Source organism: Stenotrophomonas sp. 3(2025) (genome assembly GCF_052665395.1).
Window position 1 is genome coordinate 14,717 of record NZ_JBQOIF010000037.1, and the last position, 14,887, is coordinate 29,603.

The 14,887-nt window shown below is 68.3% G+C and carries 14 protein-coding genes; 6 read left to right on the forward strand and 8 right to left on the reverse strand.

The features are described 5' to 3' along the window. Positions 1–31: 31 nt before the first annotated feature. The gene (locus ACUXVE_RS19420; protein ID WP_445514979.1) at positions 32–2,143 is read right to left on the reverse strand and encodes a M13 family metallopeptidase; all 2,112 of its coding nucleotides are present in this window, start codon (positions 2,141–2,143) and stop codon (positions 32–34) included. A gap of 174 nt (positions 2,144–2,317) precedes the next feature. On the opposite strand from ACUXVE_RS19420, the gene ACUXVE_RS19425 reads away from it, so the two are divergent. Continuing rightward, complete coding sequence (locus ACUXVE_RS19425; RefSeq protein WP_445514980.1) at positions 2,318–5,380, forward strand: bifunctional diguanylate cyclase/phosphodiesterase; 3,063 nt, start codon at positions 2,318–2,320, stop codon at positions 5,378–5,380. A 424-nt stretch (positions 5,381–5,804) separates the two neighbouring features. On the opposite strand, the gene ACUXVE_RS19430 is transcribed toward ACUXVE_RS19425, so the two are convergent. Further along, a complete protein-coding gene (locus tag ACUXVE_RS19430; protein ID WP_025878397.1) occupies positions 5,805–6,686 on the reverse strand; it encodes a LysR family transcriptional regulator in 882 nt (293 codons plus the stop codon). A gap of 142 nt (positions 6,687–6,828) precedes the next feature. On the opposite strand from ACUXVE_RS19430, the gene ACUXVE_RS19435 reads away from it, so the two are divergent. The 3 genes from ACUXVE_RS19435 (at position 6,829) to ACUXVE_RS19445 (ending at position 9,520) form a co-directional block, all read left to right on the forward strand. After that, positions 6,829–7,638: a dioxygenase family protein gene (locus tag ACUXVE_RS19435; RefSeq protein ID WP_445514981.1), complete on the forward strand. Its 810-nt coding sequence runs from the start codon at positions 6,829–6,831 to the stop codon at positions 7,636–7,638. Then, positions 7,635–7,766, forward strand: a complete 132-nt coding sequence (locus tag ACUXVE_RS19440) for a hypothetical protein (RefSeq protein ID WP_258954409.1) — start codon at positions 7,635–7,637, stop codon at positions 7,764–7,766. Before ACUXVE_RS19435 ends, ACUXVE_RS19440 begins: the two co-directional genes overlap by 4 nt. Positions 7,767–7,876: 110 nt before the next feature. Continuing rightward, a complete protein-coding gene (locus tag ACUXVE_RS19445; RefSeq protein WP_025878400.1) occupies positions 7,877–9,520 on the forward strand; it encodes a Na+/H+ antiporter in 1,644 nt (547 codons plus the stop codon). Between the two features lie 81 nt (positions 9,521–9,601). On the opposite strand, the gene ACUXVE_RS19450 is transcribed toward ACUXVE_RS19445, so the two are convergent. Next, a complete protein-coding gene (locus ACUXVE_RS19450) occupies positions 9,602–9,850 on the reverse strand; it encodes a DUF3297 family protein (RefSeq protein WP_025878401.1) in 249 nt (82 codons plus the stop codon). 90 nt (positions 9,851–9,940) lie between these two features. On the opposite strand from ACUXVE_RS19450, the gene ACUXVE_RS19455 reads away from it, so the two are divergent. Continuing rightward, positions 9,941–10,483, forward strand: coding sequence for a DUF6630 family protein (locus ACUXVE_RS19455; protein WP_445514982.1), 543 nt, complete (start codon positions 9,941–9,943; stop codon positions 10,481–10,483). 78 nt (positions 10,484–10,561) lie between these two features. Here ACUXVE_RS19455 and ACUXVE_RS19460 read toward each other — a convergent pair whose 3' ends face one another. The 5 genes from ACUXVE_RS19460 to msrB all read right to left on the reverse strand — a co-directional run bounded on the left by ACUXVE_RS19460 (position 10,562) and on the right by msrB (position 14,170). Further along, a complete protein-coding gene (locus ACUXVE_RS19460) occupies positions 10,562–10,837 on the reverse strand; it encodes a DUF4031 domain-containing protein (protein WP_025878403.1) in 276 nt (91 codons plus the stop codon). Positions 10,838–10,850: 13 nt separating this feature from the next. Beyond that, complete coding sequence (locus tag ACUXVE_RS19465; protein WP_132826065.1) at positions 10,851–11,360, reverse strand: hypothetical protein; 510 nt, start codon at positions 11,358–11,360, stop codon at positions 10,851–10,853. A 408-nt stretch (positions 11,361–11,768) separates the two neighbouring features. Next, the gene (gene motB, locus ACUXVE_RS19470; RefSeq protein ID WP_033830250.1) at positions 11,769–12,743 is read right to left on the reverse strand and encodes a flagellar motor protein MotB; all 975 of its coding nucleotides are present in this window, start codon (positions 12,741–12,743) and stop codon (positions 11,769–11,771) included. Between the two features lie 3 nt (positions 12,744–12,746). Beyond that, positions 12,747–13,601, reverse strand: a complete 855-nt coding sequence (gene motA, locus ACUXVE_RS19475) for a flagellar motor stator protein MotA (RefSeq protein ID WP_012509934.1) — start codon at positions 13,599–13,601, stop codon at positions 12,747–12,749. A 101-nt stretch (positions 13,602–13,702) separates the two neighbouring features. Then, positions 13,703–14,170 carry a peptide-methionine (R)-S-oxide reductase MsrB gene (gene msrB, locus ACUXVE_RS19480; protein WP_025878406.1) on the reverse strand — a complete coding sequence of 156 codons (468 nt, stop codon included), beginning with the start codon at positions 14,168–14,170 and terminating at the stop codon, positions 13,703–13,705. Positions 14,171–14,308: 138 nt separating this feature from the next. Here msrB and ACUXVE_RS19485 point away from each other — a divergent pair, with 138 nt between their 5' ends. Continuing rightward, the gene (locus ACUXVE_RS19485) at positions 14,309–14,683 is read left to right on the forward strand and encodes a classical arabinogalactan protein 4 (RefSeq protein WP_222390889.1); all 375 of its coding nucleotides are present in this window, start codon (positions 14,309–14,311) and stop codon (positions 14,681–14,683) included. Positions 14,684–14,887: the final 204 nt, after the last annotated feature.

Sequence of the window (14,887 nt, forward strand, 5' to 3'; positions counted from 1 at the left end):
CGGGCGCCTTTCGGCGCCCGTCTGCGTTACATCACCACACCTTGACCCGCTTGTCCGGGGCCAGGTACAGCTTCTGGCTTTCCTTCACTTCAAACGCCGGGTACCAGGCGTCGATGTTGCGCACCGTCAACGCGCGGAACTGGCCCGGTGCATGCACGTCGGTCAGCAGCGAATTGCGCAGCGCCTGCTCGCGGCTCTTGCTGCGCCAGGCCTGGGCGAAGCCGAGGAAGAAGCGCTGGTCCGGGGTGAAACCTTCCAGGGTCTGGCCCGGCTTGCCCTGCAGCGACAGCTGGTAGGCATCGTAGGCGGTACCCAGGCCGGCGACATCGGCGATGTTCTCGCCCAGCGTCAGCTTGCCGTTCACATGTACACCCGGGAACGGCTCGTAGCTGCTGAACTGCGCGGCCAGTGCATCGCCGGCCGCGTTGAACTGCTTGAGGTCTTCGGCCGTCCACCAGTTGTGCAGCTTGCCGGTGTCATCGAACAACGCACCGGCGTTGTCGAAGCCATGGCTGATTTCGTGGCCGATCACCGCGCCGATCGCACCGTAGTTCACTGCGTCGTCGGCGGCACCGTCGAAGAACGGCGGCTGCAGGATCGCCGCCGGGAACACCAGGCGGTTTTCCAGCGGCACATTCATCGCGTTGATGGTCTGCGGCAGCATCGCCCACTCGCTGTGGTCGACCGGCTTGCCCAGCTTGGCGATGTTGCGCTGGTACTCGAACAGCTCGGCGCGCTGCGCATTGCCCAGCGGATCATCACGACGGATGTCCAGGCCGGTGTAGTCGCGCCACTTGTCCGGATAGCCCATGCCCACGGTCAGGCCGGCCACCTTGGCCTTGGCGCTGGCCTTGGTCTGCGGTGACATCCAGGCCAGTGCATCGATGCGCTTGGCGAAGGCGGCGATGATGTTCTTGGCCATCTCGTCGGCACGTTCCTTGGTCTTGGCATCGAAGTGCTTTTCGACGTAACGCTTGCCGATGGCCTCGCCGACGGCACGGTTGGCGTCATCCACGGCACGCTTCCAGCGGTCGCTCTGCTGCGGCGTACCGCTCAGCGCGGTGCCGTGGAAGGCGAAGCGCGCATCGGCGAACTTCTTCGGCAGGTAGGCAGCGGCGCGGTCCAGCGCGTGGAAGGTCATGTAGTCCTTCCAGGCATCCAGCGGCTCGGTGGCCACCAGCTTGGACAGGCCGGCCACGGCCTTGGGCTGCCACACGATGAAGTCCTGCTGCTGGCCCAGCTTGGCAGCGTCCAGGAACGCGGCCCAGTCCATGCCCGGGGCCTTGGCGTTGAAGTCGGCCTGGGTCCAGGGGTTGGCGCCCTTGGTCACGTCATTGGTTTCTTCCTGCGTGGCATGCGCCTGGGCGATCTTCGTTTCCAGGGCGAGGATGCGCTGCGCCTTGCCGGCCGGGTCGGCCACGCCGGCCAGCTGCAGCACCTGCGCGATGTAGGCCTGGTACTGCTTGCGCAGCTCGGCCATGCGGCCACCGCCCAGGTAGAAATCGCGGTCCGGCATGCCCAGGCCGCCCTGCACCAGGTACGGCGCGGTACGGTCCGGCTGCAGCAGGTCCACCGACACCCACAGGCCGAACAGGCGGTCGGTGTAGAAGTTGGTGGCATTGAGCAGGTCGACGTCGGCGCGCACGTCGCCGCCGAGGGCGCGGGCCAGGCCGGCCTTGTCGGCGATCGCATCGATGTTCTTCAGCTGCGGCTGCACCGGCGCCAGGCCGCGCTGCTCGATGCCGGCCTCGTCCATGTAGGCGGCGTAGTAGTCGCCGATCAGCTTGTCTTCGCCGCTGGCCTGGGCGTTGCCGGCAGCGCCTTCCAGGATCGCGCGGGTGTCGGCCTGGGTCTTCTCGGCAATCACGTTGAAGCTGCCGAAGCGCGAGCGGTCGGCCGGAATCTCGGTGTTCTTCACCCAGCTGCCGTTGGCGAAACCGAAGAAGTCGTCACCGGCGGCGATGCTGCGGTCCATGCCACTGGCATCGAAACCAAAACTGCCCAGCATCGGCTTGGCGGCAGCGGGTGTCGCCTCGGCCGGTGCGGCGGTGCCGGCGGCCGGATCGGCCGGGCGGTCGCAGGCGGCCAGGGACAGGCTGGCAACGATGGCCAGTGCCAGGGTGGGGCGGCGCAGCTTGGACATGGACTTCTCTTGCGGCGGAAAACTCCAAGTCTAATCCGCTGCGGGCCGGCTGGACGTGCTCGACAGGGCCAGCACTGTGCGTGATCTGGCTGAACACGCCGCAGCGATCTTCACGCGGTCACCGGCGTGGTGCATGCTGCGGGCTGGATGTCTGCAGTACCCGGGGGAGGGCGCATGCAGGACAGGTCGAGGCGTCAAGAATGGCGTCCGCCGGCCGTTGAGGTCGGGGATGTGGAGGAATCGTTCGCGCATGAAGCCAGCCGACTGCACAGGGAAGACCGACCGATGCCGGCGCTGAGACACGCGCTGGCCCGCCCGTTGCGTGCCATTACCTGGGGCGGCGTGGTGCTGGGCGTGCTGCTGGCGGCTGGCCTGGCCGCGATGCTGGCCAACGATTACCAGCGCCGGCTGGAAGCCGCGCAGCGGCAGAGCCGGGCGTTGGCGGTGGGCAGCGAACGCCTGCTGGCCCTGGAGCTGCGCAACCTGGAACGGGCGATGGGCGGCATTGCCGCCGATGCGGCCGAACTGTTCCGCACCGTGCCTGCGCAGGCGCCCGCGCTGTTGAACGCCGCCATTGCCGGCGTGCTGCGCCGGCATGCCGAGCTGCACAGCATCGTCGTGCTCGATACCTACGGTCGCGCCCTGACCGCCGGCACGGGCGACCTGCAATTGCCGCTGTGGACCGATCCGCAACGGCGCGGGCAGGGCAGCACGCTGTACATCGGGCCGCCGCAGCGAGCCCGCGATGGCGGCTGGGTGGTACCGCTGGCGCTGCCGATGGCTGGCGATCGCTGGCTGCTGGCACGGCTGCGCTGCGGCGAACTGCAGCGGATCGTAGGCGGGCTGGATGTGGGACCGAGCGGCCTGGCCTCGATCAGCGACGCTGACGGCTACATGCTGGCCCGTGTCCCAGATCCGCATGGCACCGTCGGCCGCCGTTACACGCTGCCGGCGCGCACGCTGCTGGGCCGGCAGGCAGTGGTCGAGCTGGGCAGCATTCCCGGCGCGGTCGACCAGATACCGCGCATCTCCACCATCAGCACCCTCGAGCACAGCCCGTTGGCGGTGCAGGTCGGCCTGGCCGACGAAGACGTGCTGGCGCCGTGGTGGCCGTATCTGCAGGCGGCGATCGCCATCATGCTGGCCTACGTGGCGCTGCTGCTGGTGCTGCTGTACGCGGTGCGCCGCAGCACCCACCGGCAGCAGTCGATGGCCGAAGAACTGCGCACCGGCCACGCCGAGCTGCGCCTGGCCCATCAGGTGGGCCGCGTATGCACCTGGTACGTCGACGAAGACGCCGCGCTGCTGCGCTGGTCGCCGCTGGCGCGCGAGATCTTCGGCGTGCAGACCGATGCGCTGCCGGTGGCCGAATTCTTCGCCCGCGTGCACCACGATGACAGCGCACGCATGCAGCAGGCCTTCGACCAGGCCTTCGCCGGCAGCGCAGTACTCGACGAAGAATTCCGCCTGGTGCTGCCCGGTGGTGCCGTGCGCTGGGTTGCCGCGCGCGGCCAGCGGGTGGCAGTGGCCGACCGGCAGCGGCGCATGATCGGCGCACTGACCGACCTCAGCGAGCGCTACCAGGCGCACGAACAGATGCGCCAGGTAGAACGCCGCTTCCGCCTGCTGTTCGATCGCAACCCCGCGCCGTTCTGGGTGTTCGATCCGGACACCCTGCGCTTCATCGAGGTCAACGAGGCGGCGGTGCAGCAGTACGGCTACAGCCGCGATGAATTCCTGGCGATGAGCATCCTCGACATCCGCCCGCGCGAGGGCTGGGACGAGGTCAAGGGCGCGATCGCGCAGGTGCGCAGTGGTGAACTGCAGGACGCTGCGGTGCGCCTGCACCAGCGCAAGGATGGCACGGTGTTCGAAGTGCGCGTGCACCTGTCGCAGCTGGATTTCGATGGCCAGCCCGCGTGCCTGGTGCTGGCCGAGGATGTCAGCGAGCGGCTGGCCTACGAACGCGATCTGGCCTATCACGCACGCCACAACCCGGCCACCGGCCTGCTCAACGTGCGCGCACTGAGCGAACAGCTGGACGAGCAGGCCGGCGCGTACACCATCGCCTATGTGCAGCTGCGCGGGCTGCAGCTGGTGGCCGATACGCTGGGCCGCGAGATCGGTGATGCGGTACTGCAGTCGATGGCCTCGCGCCTGGGCGGGCTGGGCGCGCGCTTCGGCCTGCTGGCGTTCCAGCCGGCGGAGGATTTCGTGCTGGCGATCGCGCCGGAACACAACACCCAGCGCGTGCTGGACGATCTGCTGCAGATCGTCTCGGCACCGATGCGCGGCCAGGATTCGCTGCACCAGTTCGAACCCCGCATTGGTGTGGCCGTACATGACGCCGATGCAGGCCACAGTGCTGAACAGGCGATCGGCATGGCCGCGCAGGCGGCGCACGCGGCCCGCGCCGAAGGCAACGTGGTGGCCTGGTTCGATGCGGCGGTGACCATCCGCCTGGCCGACCGCCTGCGCCTGGCCGGGCGCATCCACGCGGCCATCGACAACGAATTCCAGCTGTACTTCCAGCCGATCCGGCACGCCAGCGATGGCAGCCCGGCGTCGCTGGAGGCGCTGCTGCGTTGGCCGCAGGCCGATGGCAGCTTCATCCCGCCCAGCGAGTTCATCCAGTTGTGCGAGGACACCGGCCTGATCCTGGCGTTGGGACGCTGGGTGATCCGCGCGGCAGCACAGGCGCAGCGGCGTCTGGTCGAAGCGGGGTGGGGCGAGCTGTCGATCGCGGTCAACGTGTCGGCGGTGCAGTTCTTCAACAGCGATCTGGTGGCCGAGTTTGCCCGCGCGCAGCAGGATTTCGGCCTGGCCCGTGGTGCGCTGCACGTGGAACTGACCGAGAGCAGCCTGATGCGCAAGCCGGCACAGGCGATGCAGACCATGCAGCGCCTGCACGAGCAGGGCATCCGCGTGTCGCTGGACGATTTCGGTACCGGCTACTCGAGCATGTCCTACCTGCAGCACCTGCCGCTGGACGTCCTGAAGATCGATCGCAGTTTTGTGGCCGACGTGGAAACCAATCCCCGCAACGCGTCGATCTGCCGGGCACTGCTGTCGCTGGGCCACAGCATGGGGCTGACGATCATCGCCGAGGGCGTGGAAACGCCGGGACAGCTGGACTGGCTGGCTGCGCATGGCTGCGACCAGGTGCAGGGCTACCTGCTGGGGCGGCCGGCACCGCTGGAAAAGATCATCGCGCAGCTGGATGAGGTTGTCGCCTAGGCCGCGCTTCGCGCTCGCCGGGCATGGCCTGGCGCTACCGTGTCATGGGCGCGCTTCGCGCTTCGCCGGGCATGGCCCGGCGCTACCGTGTCATGGGCGTGCTTCGCGCTCGCCGGGCATGGCCCGGCGCTACCGTGTCATGGGTGCGCTTCGCGCTCGCCGGGCATGGCCCGGCGCTGCCGTGTCATGGGCGCGCTTCGCGCTCGCCGGGCATGGCCCGGCGCTACCGTGTCATGGGCGCGCTTCGCGCTTCGCCGGGCATGGCCTGGCGCTACCGTGTCATGGGCGCGCTTCGCGCTTCGCCGGGCATGGCCCGGCGCTGCCGTGTCATGGGCGCGCTTCGCGCTTCGCCGGGCATGGCCCGGCGCTACCGTGTCACGGGCGCGTCTCTGGTAGCGCCGGGCCATGCCCGGCGGACGCACGCTTACACCCCGGTTTCCACCAGGTAGTCGATGAAGCTGCGCACCTTGGGGGCGAGATGGCTGCGGCTGGTGTAGACGGCGAAGATGCCGATCGGCTCAGCTTCCCATCCGGGCAGGATGCGCACCAGGCGGCCATCGGCCAGCGCCTCGTGCAACAGGAAGTCCGGCTGCAGGATCACGCCCATGCCGGCAATCGCCGCTTCGCGCAGGACGTCGCCATTGTTGGCGCGCAGCAGGGTGGTCACTGCAACCTTCACTTCGCCACCCGGCCCCTGCAGGGGCCAGTGGTCGCCGGCCGCCCAGTAGCTGTAGCCGAGGCAGGCGTGGGTCTGCAGATCCTCGGGGGCCTGCGGTGTTCCGTGTGCGGCCAGGTAGGCCGGTGCGGCACACAGGCTGATCCGCGATTGGCCCAGGCGCCGCGCGATCAGGCTCGGGCCCGGTTCGCGGGTGATGCGGATGGCCACGTCGTAGCCTTCTTCGACCATGTCCACCAGGCGGTCGGACAGCGCCAGGTCCAGTTCGACCTGTGGGAAGCGTTCGCGGTAGCCGGCCAGCAACGGGCCAAGGCGGGCGATGCCCCAGCTGACCGGTGCGTTGATGCGCAGCGTGCCGGACGGCTCCAGCGCCTGTGCGCCGATGCTGGCCTCAAGCGCATCGAACTCGGCCAGCAGGCGCACGCACTGCGCGTAGTAGGCGGCACCGGCACTGGTCGGGCTGACCCGGCGGGTGGTGCGGTGGAGCAGGCGGGTGGACAGGCGCTTTTCCAGTGCGGCGACCTGGCGGGTGACACCGGCCGTGGACATGTCCAGCGCCTGTGCGGCGGCGCTGAAGCCGTTGCGTTCAACCACCGCGACGAACACACGCATGGCATCCAGGGTGTCCATTGTTGCGCCTTATGAAATAAATACGGTCGATTGATCGTATTTATCAGCTGCTGGGGACGCAATAACCTGTGGCCCGTCCCTTGCGAGCTGCGTCGGCCCCGCTGCGCTGGCCCGCTGCGGATTCCTGTCTTTGGAGAAGATCATGTCCCGCCTGCCTTCGCTGTACATCTCCCACGGCTCGCCGATGACCGCCCTGCATCCGGGCCAGGTCGGCGTGCGGCTGGCCGAGCTGGCCCGCGACCTGCCAACGCCGCGTGCGATCGTCATCGCCTCGGCGCATTGGCTGGCCCGGCAGCCGCTGGTCGGCAGCCATCCGCAGCCGCCCACCCTCCACGATTTCGGCGGCTTCCCACGAGAACTGTTCGCGCTGCAGTACCCGGCGCCCGGTGATCCGGCGTTGGCTGAAGAGGTGGCGGGCCGCATCGCCGCCGCCGGCCTGCCGGGGGCAGTCGATTCGCAACGTGGCCTCGACCACGGCGCGTGGGTGCCGCTGCGCCTGCTGCACCCGCAGGCCGACATCCCGGTGGTGCCGGTGTCGATCCAGCCGATGCTGGGCCCGCAGCATCAGTTCGCGCTGGGCCGTGCGCTGGCGCCGCTGCGCGAACAGGGCGTGCTGGTGATCGGTTCGGGCAGCATCACCCACAACCTGCACGACTGGGGCCATTACCAGGACGGCAAGCAAGCGCCCTACGTGCGCCCCTTCATCGACTGGGTGGAGCAGCGGCTGGCCGCCAATGACCGCGATGCCCTGTTCGACTACCGCCGACAGGCACCGTTTGCCGAGCGTGCGCATCCCACCGATGAGCATCTGCTGCCGCTGTACTTTGCGATGGGTGCGGCGGGGGAGGGTGGCTTCGGTGCCAAGCGCATCGATGCGGGTGTCGATGCCGGCTTCCTGGCGATGGACCTCTACCGCTTCGATGGTGAGGACCGCGCTCAGGACGCGGCATGACCCCACCGCTGCTGCCAGGGCTGGAACGCCCTGCACAAGGACACGTGCAGGGCCGGTTGGCAGTGCTGCATGACGACGTGGCCAGCACGCCGGCCTGGACCGGGCGGCGCTTGCTGTCGCGGTCCTGACGCGCATTCAGATCGCTGGCCGCAGTGGCGGCCTGCTGTGTTAAGTTTTTTCCCGTCCCCCGGCGCACTCCGGTTTTTCCGGCCCCACGCGCCGCTCCTGTGGAAGAAGCATGCACACCATCGAAGTCGTCCTGGCGATGCTGGTGGCCGTTGTCGCCAGCGGTTACCTGGTTCGCGTCCTGCCATTCTCGTTGCCGCTGCCGCTGGTGCAGATCGGCCTCGGCGCGGTGATCGCCGGGGTATTCAACCGCGGCCATGCACTGGAACCGGAAGTGTTTTTCCTGCTGTTCCTGCCACCGCTGCTGTTCCTCGATGGCTGGCGCATTCCCAAGCAGGGCCTGTTCCGCGACAAGGGCGCGATCCTCGAACTGGCGTTCGGGCTGGTGGTGTTCACCGTGATCGGCGCGGGCCTGCTGATCCACTGGATGATTCCGGTGATGCCACTGGCGGTGTGTTTCGCACTGGCCGCGATCGTGTCGCCGACCGACCCGGTGGCGGTCGGTGCGATCGCCGCCAAGGCACCGATTCCCAAGCGCCTGATGCACATCCTGGAAGGCGAGTCATTGCTCAACGATGCCTCCGGCCTGGTCTGCTTCCGCTTCGCGGTGGCGGCGGTGATGACCGGTACCTTCTCGTTGGCGACCGCCTCGCTGACCTTCGTGTGGGTGGCGGTGGCCGGCCTGGCCGTCGGCGTGGCGGTCACCCTGGGCGTGTCCACGTTCCAGCGCTGGCTGTGGCGCCGTTTCGGCGAAGAGCCGGGCGCGGCGATGCTGGTCAACCTGCTGATCCCGTTCGCGGCGTACCTGCTGGCCGAAGAGATCAATGCTTCGGGCATCCTCGCTGCGGTCGCAGCGGGTATTTCGATGAGCTACGTGGAAATGACCGGCCGTGTCTCCGGCAGCATGCGCGTGCAGCGCGCCGGCGTCTGGAACATGCTGCAGTTCAGCTTCAACGGCATCATGTTCGTGCTGCTGGGCGAGCAGCTGCCGGGCATCGTCGAACGCGCCACCACCACCATGAACGAGAGCGGCCACCAGAGCGCGTGGTGGCTGCTGGTGTACGTGCTGGTGATCAACGCGACGTTGATCGCGCTGCGCCTGCTGTGGGTATGGCTGTCGCTGCGCTGGAACCTGCTGCGCGCGCGTCGCCGCGGCCTGGAGCGGGGCGAGGCACCGAACTGGCGCATCGTGGTGGCCACCTCGGTGGCGGGTGTGCGTGGTGCGATCACCCTGGCCGGCGTGTTGACGCTGCCGTTGTTCCTGCCCGATGGCAGCCCGTTCCCGGCACGTGACCTGGTGATCTTCCTTGCTGCTGCAGTGATCCTGTGCTCGCTGGTCGGCGCCAGCGTGGCGCTGCCGCAGCTGTTGAAGGGCCTGCAGCTGCCGGCCGATTCGGGTGAGCGCAAGGAAGAGGATCTCGCCCGCAAGCTGTCCTCGAAGGCCGCGTTGGCCGGCGTGGAGCGCATGCGCCAGCAGCTGGTGCTGAACCAGAACACCGAGAACGTGCAGCTGTACAACGACGCCGCATCGCGGGTGAGCCTGCTGTATCAGCGGCATCTGGACCGCGACAACCCGGACGTGGACCCGGAGAAGGTGAACCGGATGGAGATGGGCTATCGCCAGCTGCGCAGCGCCGGTCTCAACGCCGAGCGCGAGGAACTGTTCCGGCTGACCCGCCGCGGCGTGGTGTCGGACGAGATCGCGCGGCGGCTGATCCGCAACCTCGACCTGCTGGAATCGCGCAAGCGCGAGTGACCGGTATGCCGACCGGGCTGCCGATCGGGGTCAGATCCTTTTCCGCAGGAAAGGGATCTGACTCCGCCCCGGGAGTGCCGGTTACTCCGGCTTCTGTTCCAGGAAATATGCCTCGACCTTGCCCTTGACCTTGATGGTCATCGGGTTGCCGCGACGGTCACGGGCCTTGCCGGCCTGCACGCGGATCCAGCCTTCGCTGACCGAGTATTCCTCGACGTTGTCGCGCTCGACATCGTTGAAGCGCACGCCGACGCCGCGCTCCAGGGCCTGCGCATCGTGGAAGGGGCTGGCCGGGTTGATCGCCAGGTGGTCGGGAGGGGTATCGCTCATCGCTTCATTCACAGTGACGGCCACCACGGCCGGCTTCAGAGGTACAGGATAAACCGTAGAATGCCCCCCTGCTCCCGAGGACGTTCCGCCATGCCTGACAACAGCGACTATTTCGACTTCGAGGAAGACGCCCACGATTTCGACGAAGACGACTTCGAGGCGCGGGTCTGGAACCTGCTCGTGCTGATCAACCCCGGCGACGAAGAGCTGGCCCTGCAGCAGTTCAACCGCTGGCGCGAGCATCTGGCCGAGGACGGCCAGCCGCTGGAATCCGACAGCGACTGGCTGCCGGCGCTGTTCACGGCCATTGCCTGGCAGTCCGGCTTCGAGGTCGAGCGTGACGACTTCGATTCGCTGCAGTCGGCGGTGAACGAGCTGTCGGCGCGCTTCAACCTGCAGCTGGACTGGGGTGGCGACCTGGACGACGAGGATTTCGCTGCAGACCTGGATGGGGTGCAGCTGATGAGCACCGCCTTCGACCGCCTGCGCGAGCACAACTACACGCTGTGGAGCGTGGATGCCGGCAACGACGGCTTCAGTGGCTGGATGGCGCTGACCCGCGATGACGACGCCCTGCTGGCGCTGTGCTCGCTGCTGAACGTGGAAGTGCGCCTGGGCAGTGACCCGTTCTGAGATTCACCGGTAGCGCCGGGCCATGCCCGGCGGCTTCCCGCCGCGCTGCGCGCTCGCCGGGCGCGGCCCGGCACCAGCCTAGGGCTGGTACTGCGCCCTGGCGTTGGCGATCACCGCCTTCACCTGTGCCCGGTCCACGTGCCGGGAGATGGCGACCGCACCCAGCGCGAGTGCCTGCGCACGCAGTTCGGCGGTGACATCGTAGTGTGCCCCGCTGGCCTTGTTCTGGAAGGCCCGTGGAGGAATGCCGAGCTGCGCCGCCATCGCGTGCAGCTCGGCCAGGGTATCGGCCATCAGGTGCGCCCAGCGCTGACCGCGCCAGGGATGCACCGCGTCATCGACGTAGACCGACACCGCCGCGGCCGGATCAGGCCTGCGGCTTGCCGTCGGCGTCGGCGGCCGGAGTGGCCTCGGCGTCGGCAGCGCCTTCGGCGCCGGCAGTGTCTGCAGCCGCTTCATCCGACGCGTCGCCTTCAGCGGCTGCGTCTTCAGCCTGCTCGCTGGCGAACTCGGCCACCAGCTTGTCCAGGTATTCCTCGGCGGTCTGGCCCGCTTCTTCGGCCAGGGTGTCGAGCAGCTTCTGCATCAGCTCGGAATATTCCAGGGTGACCTTGCGGCCTTCGGCTTCCTGCACGTTGGACAGGTGCTTGAGCATGGCCAGCATCGGCACCGGGTTGTCGGCGTTGCCCATGGTCTGGCCGCCGATGGCCAGCAGCCACTCGCGGCCCTGCAGGCCGATGGCGGCCACGGCCTGGCCGTCCTCGTTGACCAGCACGGCATGGTTCTGCACCTGCTGCTGGGCGTTCAGACGGAGGAACGGACGCTTGGTCTGCTGCTTCTTGCGCTTGTCGCGCTTGGCCTTGGACAACTTGGACATGGGGGTGTGATCACCTGGAGTCGGAAAGACCGCCATTGTACTGGGTGCCGCGCTGCGCGCTCGCCGGGCATGGCCCGGCGCTACCCTGGTGTGTCCGGATGCGTGCTCGCCGGGCATGGCCCGGCCTACCCTGGTGTGTCCGGATGCGCGCTCGCCGGGCATGGCCCGGCGCTACCCTGGTGTGTCCGGATGCGTGCTCGCCGGGCATGGCCCGGCCTACCCTGGTGTGTCCGGATGCGCGCTCGCCGGGCATGGCCCGGCGCTACCCTGGTGTGTCCGGATGCGCGCTCGCCGGGCATGGCCCGGCGCTACCTCGGTGTGTCCGGATGCGCGCTCGCCGGGCATGGCCCGGCGCTACCTTGGTGTGTCCGGATGCGGTAGCGCCGGGCCATGCCCGGCGAAGACGGGTCAGGGGGCAGCGCCCTTTCCTGCGGAACGGGATCCGACCCCGGCCTCACCCTGCGCGGCCTGCACGTCCGGGTCCACGGTGGTTGCCGACAGGCCTACCTGCGGCCCGGCGCCGGCCAGCGCAGCTTCCTCGGCGGCCTTGGTCATCACCACGATGCTGATGCGGCGGTTGATCGGGTTCTGCGGATCGGCCTTGTCAAACAGCACCGACGAAGACAAGCCGACCACGCGGGTGATCTTGCTGTCTTCCAGGCCGCCATCGATCAGCGCGCGGCGCGCGGCATTGGCACGGTCGGCGCTCAGTTCCCAGTTGCCGTAACCGCGTGCGGCCGAATAGGCGGTGATGTCGGTGTGGCCGGTCAGGCTGATCCGGTTCGGCACGTGGTTCAGGTACTCGGCCAGTTCGTGCAGGATCTGCTGCGTGTACGGCTTCAGGGTGGCGCTGCCGAGGTCGAACATCGGCCGGTTCTGCTTGTCCACGATCTGGATGCGCAGGCCTTCCGGGGTCAGGTCCAGCAGCAGCTGGTCCTTGAACGGTTCCAGCGCCTGGCTGCGGCTGATCGCTTCCTGCAGTTCCTTCATCAGCGCTTCCAGCTGCTGCTTGTCGCGCTGCTGCTCGTCCACCGGCTGCGGTATCGACTTCTGCTGGTTCTGGAAGGGATCGTTGCTGTTGCCACGGGAAACATCGGTGGCGCCGCCGAGCTTGATCATCGAGGTGCTGGCGCCGCCCGGCCCGGCCATGCCCGGCGCCGGCGTCGCACTGGAGCCGACCAGCGGGCTGGGGTTGCGGAAGTACTCGGAAATGGCTGCGCGCTCGGGCTTGCTGGTGCTGGCCATCAGCCACAGCACCAGGAAGAAGGCCATCATCGCGGTCACGAAGTCGGCATAGGCCACCTTCCACGAACCGCCATGGTGGGCAGCGTGGCCGGCCTTCTTGACCCGGCGGACGATGACGGTGGGCTTGGTCTCGGCCATGGCTTACTTGACCGTCTTCAGGTGCTGCTCGAAGTCGGAGAACGCCGGGCGAACGTTCGACGGCAGCGTCTTGCGGGCGAACTCCAGCGCGATCTTCGGGTTGTAGCCGCGCAGGCAGGCCAGCAGGGCGGTCTTCACCGACTCGTAGATGCGGCTGTCCTGCTCGGCACGGGCTTCCATCGCCGAGGCCATCGGGCCGACGAAGCCATAGCCCAGCAGGATGCCGAGGAAGGTGCCGACCAGCGCGCCGGCCACATGGCCACCCACTTCGACGATGTCGCCGCCGATCGAGCCCATGGTGATGACGATGCCCAGCACTGCCGCCACGATGCCGAAACCGGGCAGGCCGTCGGCGACCTTGGTCAGCACCTGCGACGGCGCCATCGCTTCGGCGTGGTGCTTTTCCAGCTCCAGCTCCAGCAGCGGCTCCAGCTCATGCGGCTCGATGTTGCTGCCGATCATCAGGCGCAGGCAGTCGGTGATGAAGTCGATCAGGTGGTGGTCGGCCTGCACCTTCGGGTAGTTGCCGAACAGCGCGCTTTCGGCCGGGCGCTCGACGTGGTCTTCCAGCGCCATGAAGCCTTCACGGCGGGCCTTGTTGAGCAGTTCGTAGACCAGGCTGAGGACGTCGATGTAGTCCTGCTGCTTGTAGCGCGGGCCCTTGAACACGCCGACCATGGCCTGCAGCGTCTGCTTGACCGTCTTGGCAGGGGTGCCGACCAGGAACGCACCCAGCGCGGCACCGCCGATGATGACCAGTTCGTAGGGCTGCCACAGCGCCCCAAGGCGGCCGTGTGCGCCGAGGTAGCCGCCCAGCACGCTGATGATGACGACCAGGAATCCAACGATGATGAGCATGGCGCGACGCAAGGAGGGGGGATATCTCCTTGTCGGCCTGACACCGGTATTTCTGAAGAGGGAATTCTGTGAAGTCGGTCAGCGGGGCATTGCGGCGCGTGTCAGCCCGCCACACCGGCCTCCGCGCCGCCACGCTGCAGCGGATCGGGCCACGGCTCGCCGTTGCCGGTGAACGAAAGTGAGACCGAGTTCAGGCAGTGGCGCTCGTAGGTGGGCGGCGGACCGTCCGGGAACACGTGGCCCAGATGGCTGCCACAGCGGGCGCAGGTGATCTCGGTGCGGACCATGCCATGGCTGGTGTCGCGGATCTCGCGCACGTGCGACGGGTCGAACGGGGCGAAGAAACTGGGCCAGCCGGTGCCCGAATCGAACTTGGTGCTGGAGCGGAACAAGGGCAGGGCGCACAGCCGGCAGCAGTAGACGCCCTCGCGCTTGTTGTCGAGGAATACCCCGCAGAACGGCGCCTCGGTGCCGTGCTGCAGCAGCACGCGGCGCTCCTCGGCGCTGAGCCCGGCGACCAGGGCGTCGGTCTGCGTGGCGGTGGGGGGCGTCAGATCGAAAGCGCTCATGCCGGCTCTCCGTGGGGTTGTGGCCTGGGATGCCAGCAGACGTGGGGGTGTCGGCACACGCTTGCAAGTGTGATGGCCGTTCATGGCCGGCACACAGGGGCAGGCGCAGGGTAAGGGTGGCCCACCCTGGAGCGCGCGATGAAACCCCGCCTAGTCCTGTTGTTGTCGGCCCTGTTGCCTCTGCTTGCCCAGGCGCAGGTTCCCACCGGCAGTCCGACCGCCACCCGCAGCAGCTCGACGGTGGCCCCGTCGCCTGTCGCCCCGCCACCGCAGGCGTCGCGCCCGCAGCCGCAGGTGCTGCCCTCGCCGCAGCCGGCACAGCCGATCCGATCGACCGGCCCGGCCCAGGTGACCCCCACGCCCGCACCGGCGCTGCCGGACAAGGTCTACGACCGCAACGGCCGCATCGTTCCCGGCGTCAAGCCGGTCGGCCCCAACCGCGTGTTCGACTCGCGCACCGGCCGCTACTACGACAGCGTACCGACCGGCGACGGCCAGCAGATCAAGCGCTGACCTCAGCGCCCGCAACCAATCGCGCAACCCAAAGAGAGCGCAGCGACCCGCTGTCGCTCTTTTTTTTCTTTTTCTTTACCGTGGCTGGCGTCCGCATGAACCTGTCAGAGGCCGGGCGGGTGGGGGCAGGCGGGGTGTCCGCGGCATGGATGCCGCGGCTAAGCCCCCAGGGACGGGTCCACGGCGTCCCCGCCTGACCCCACC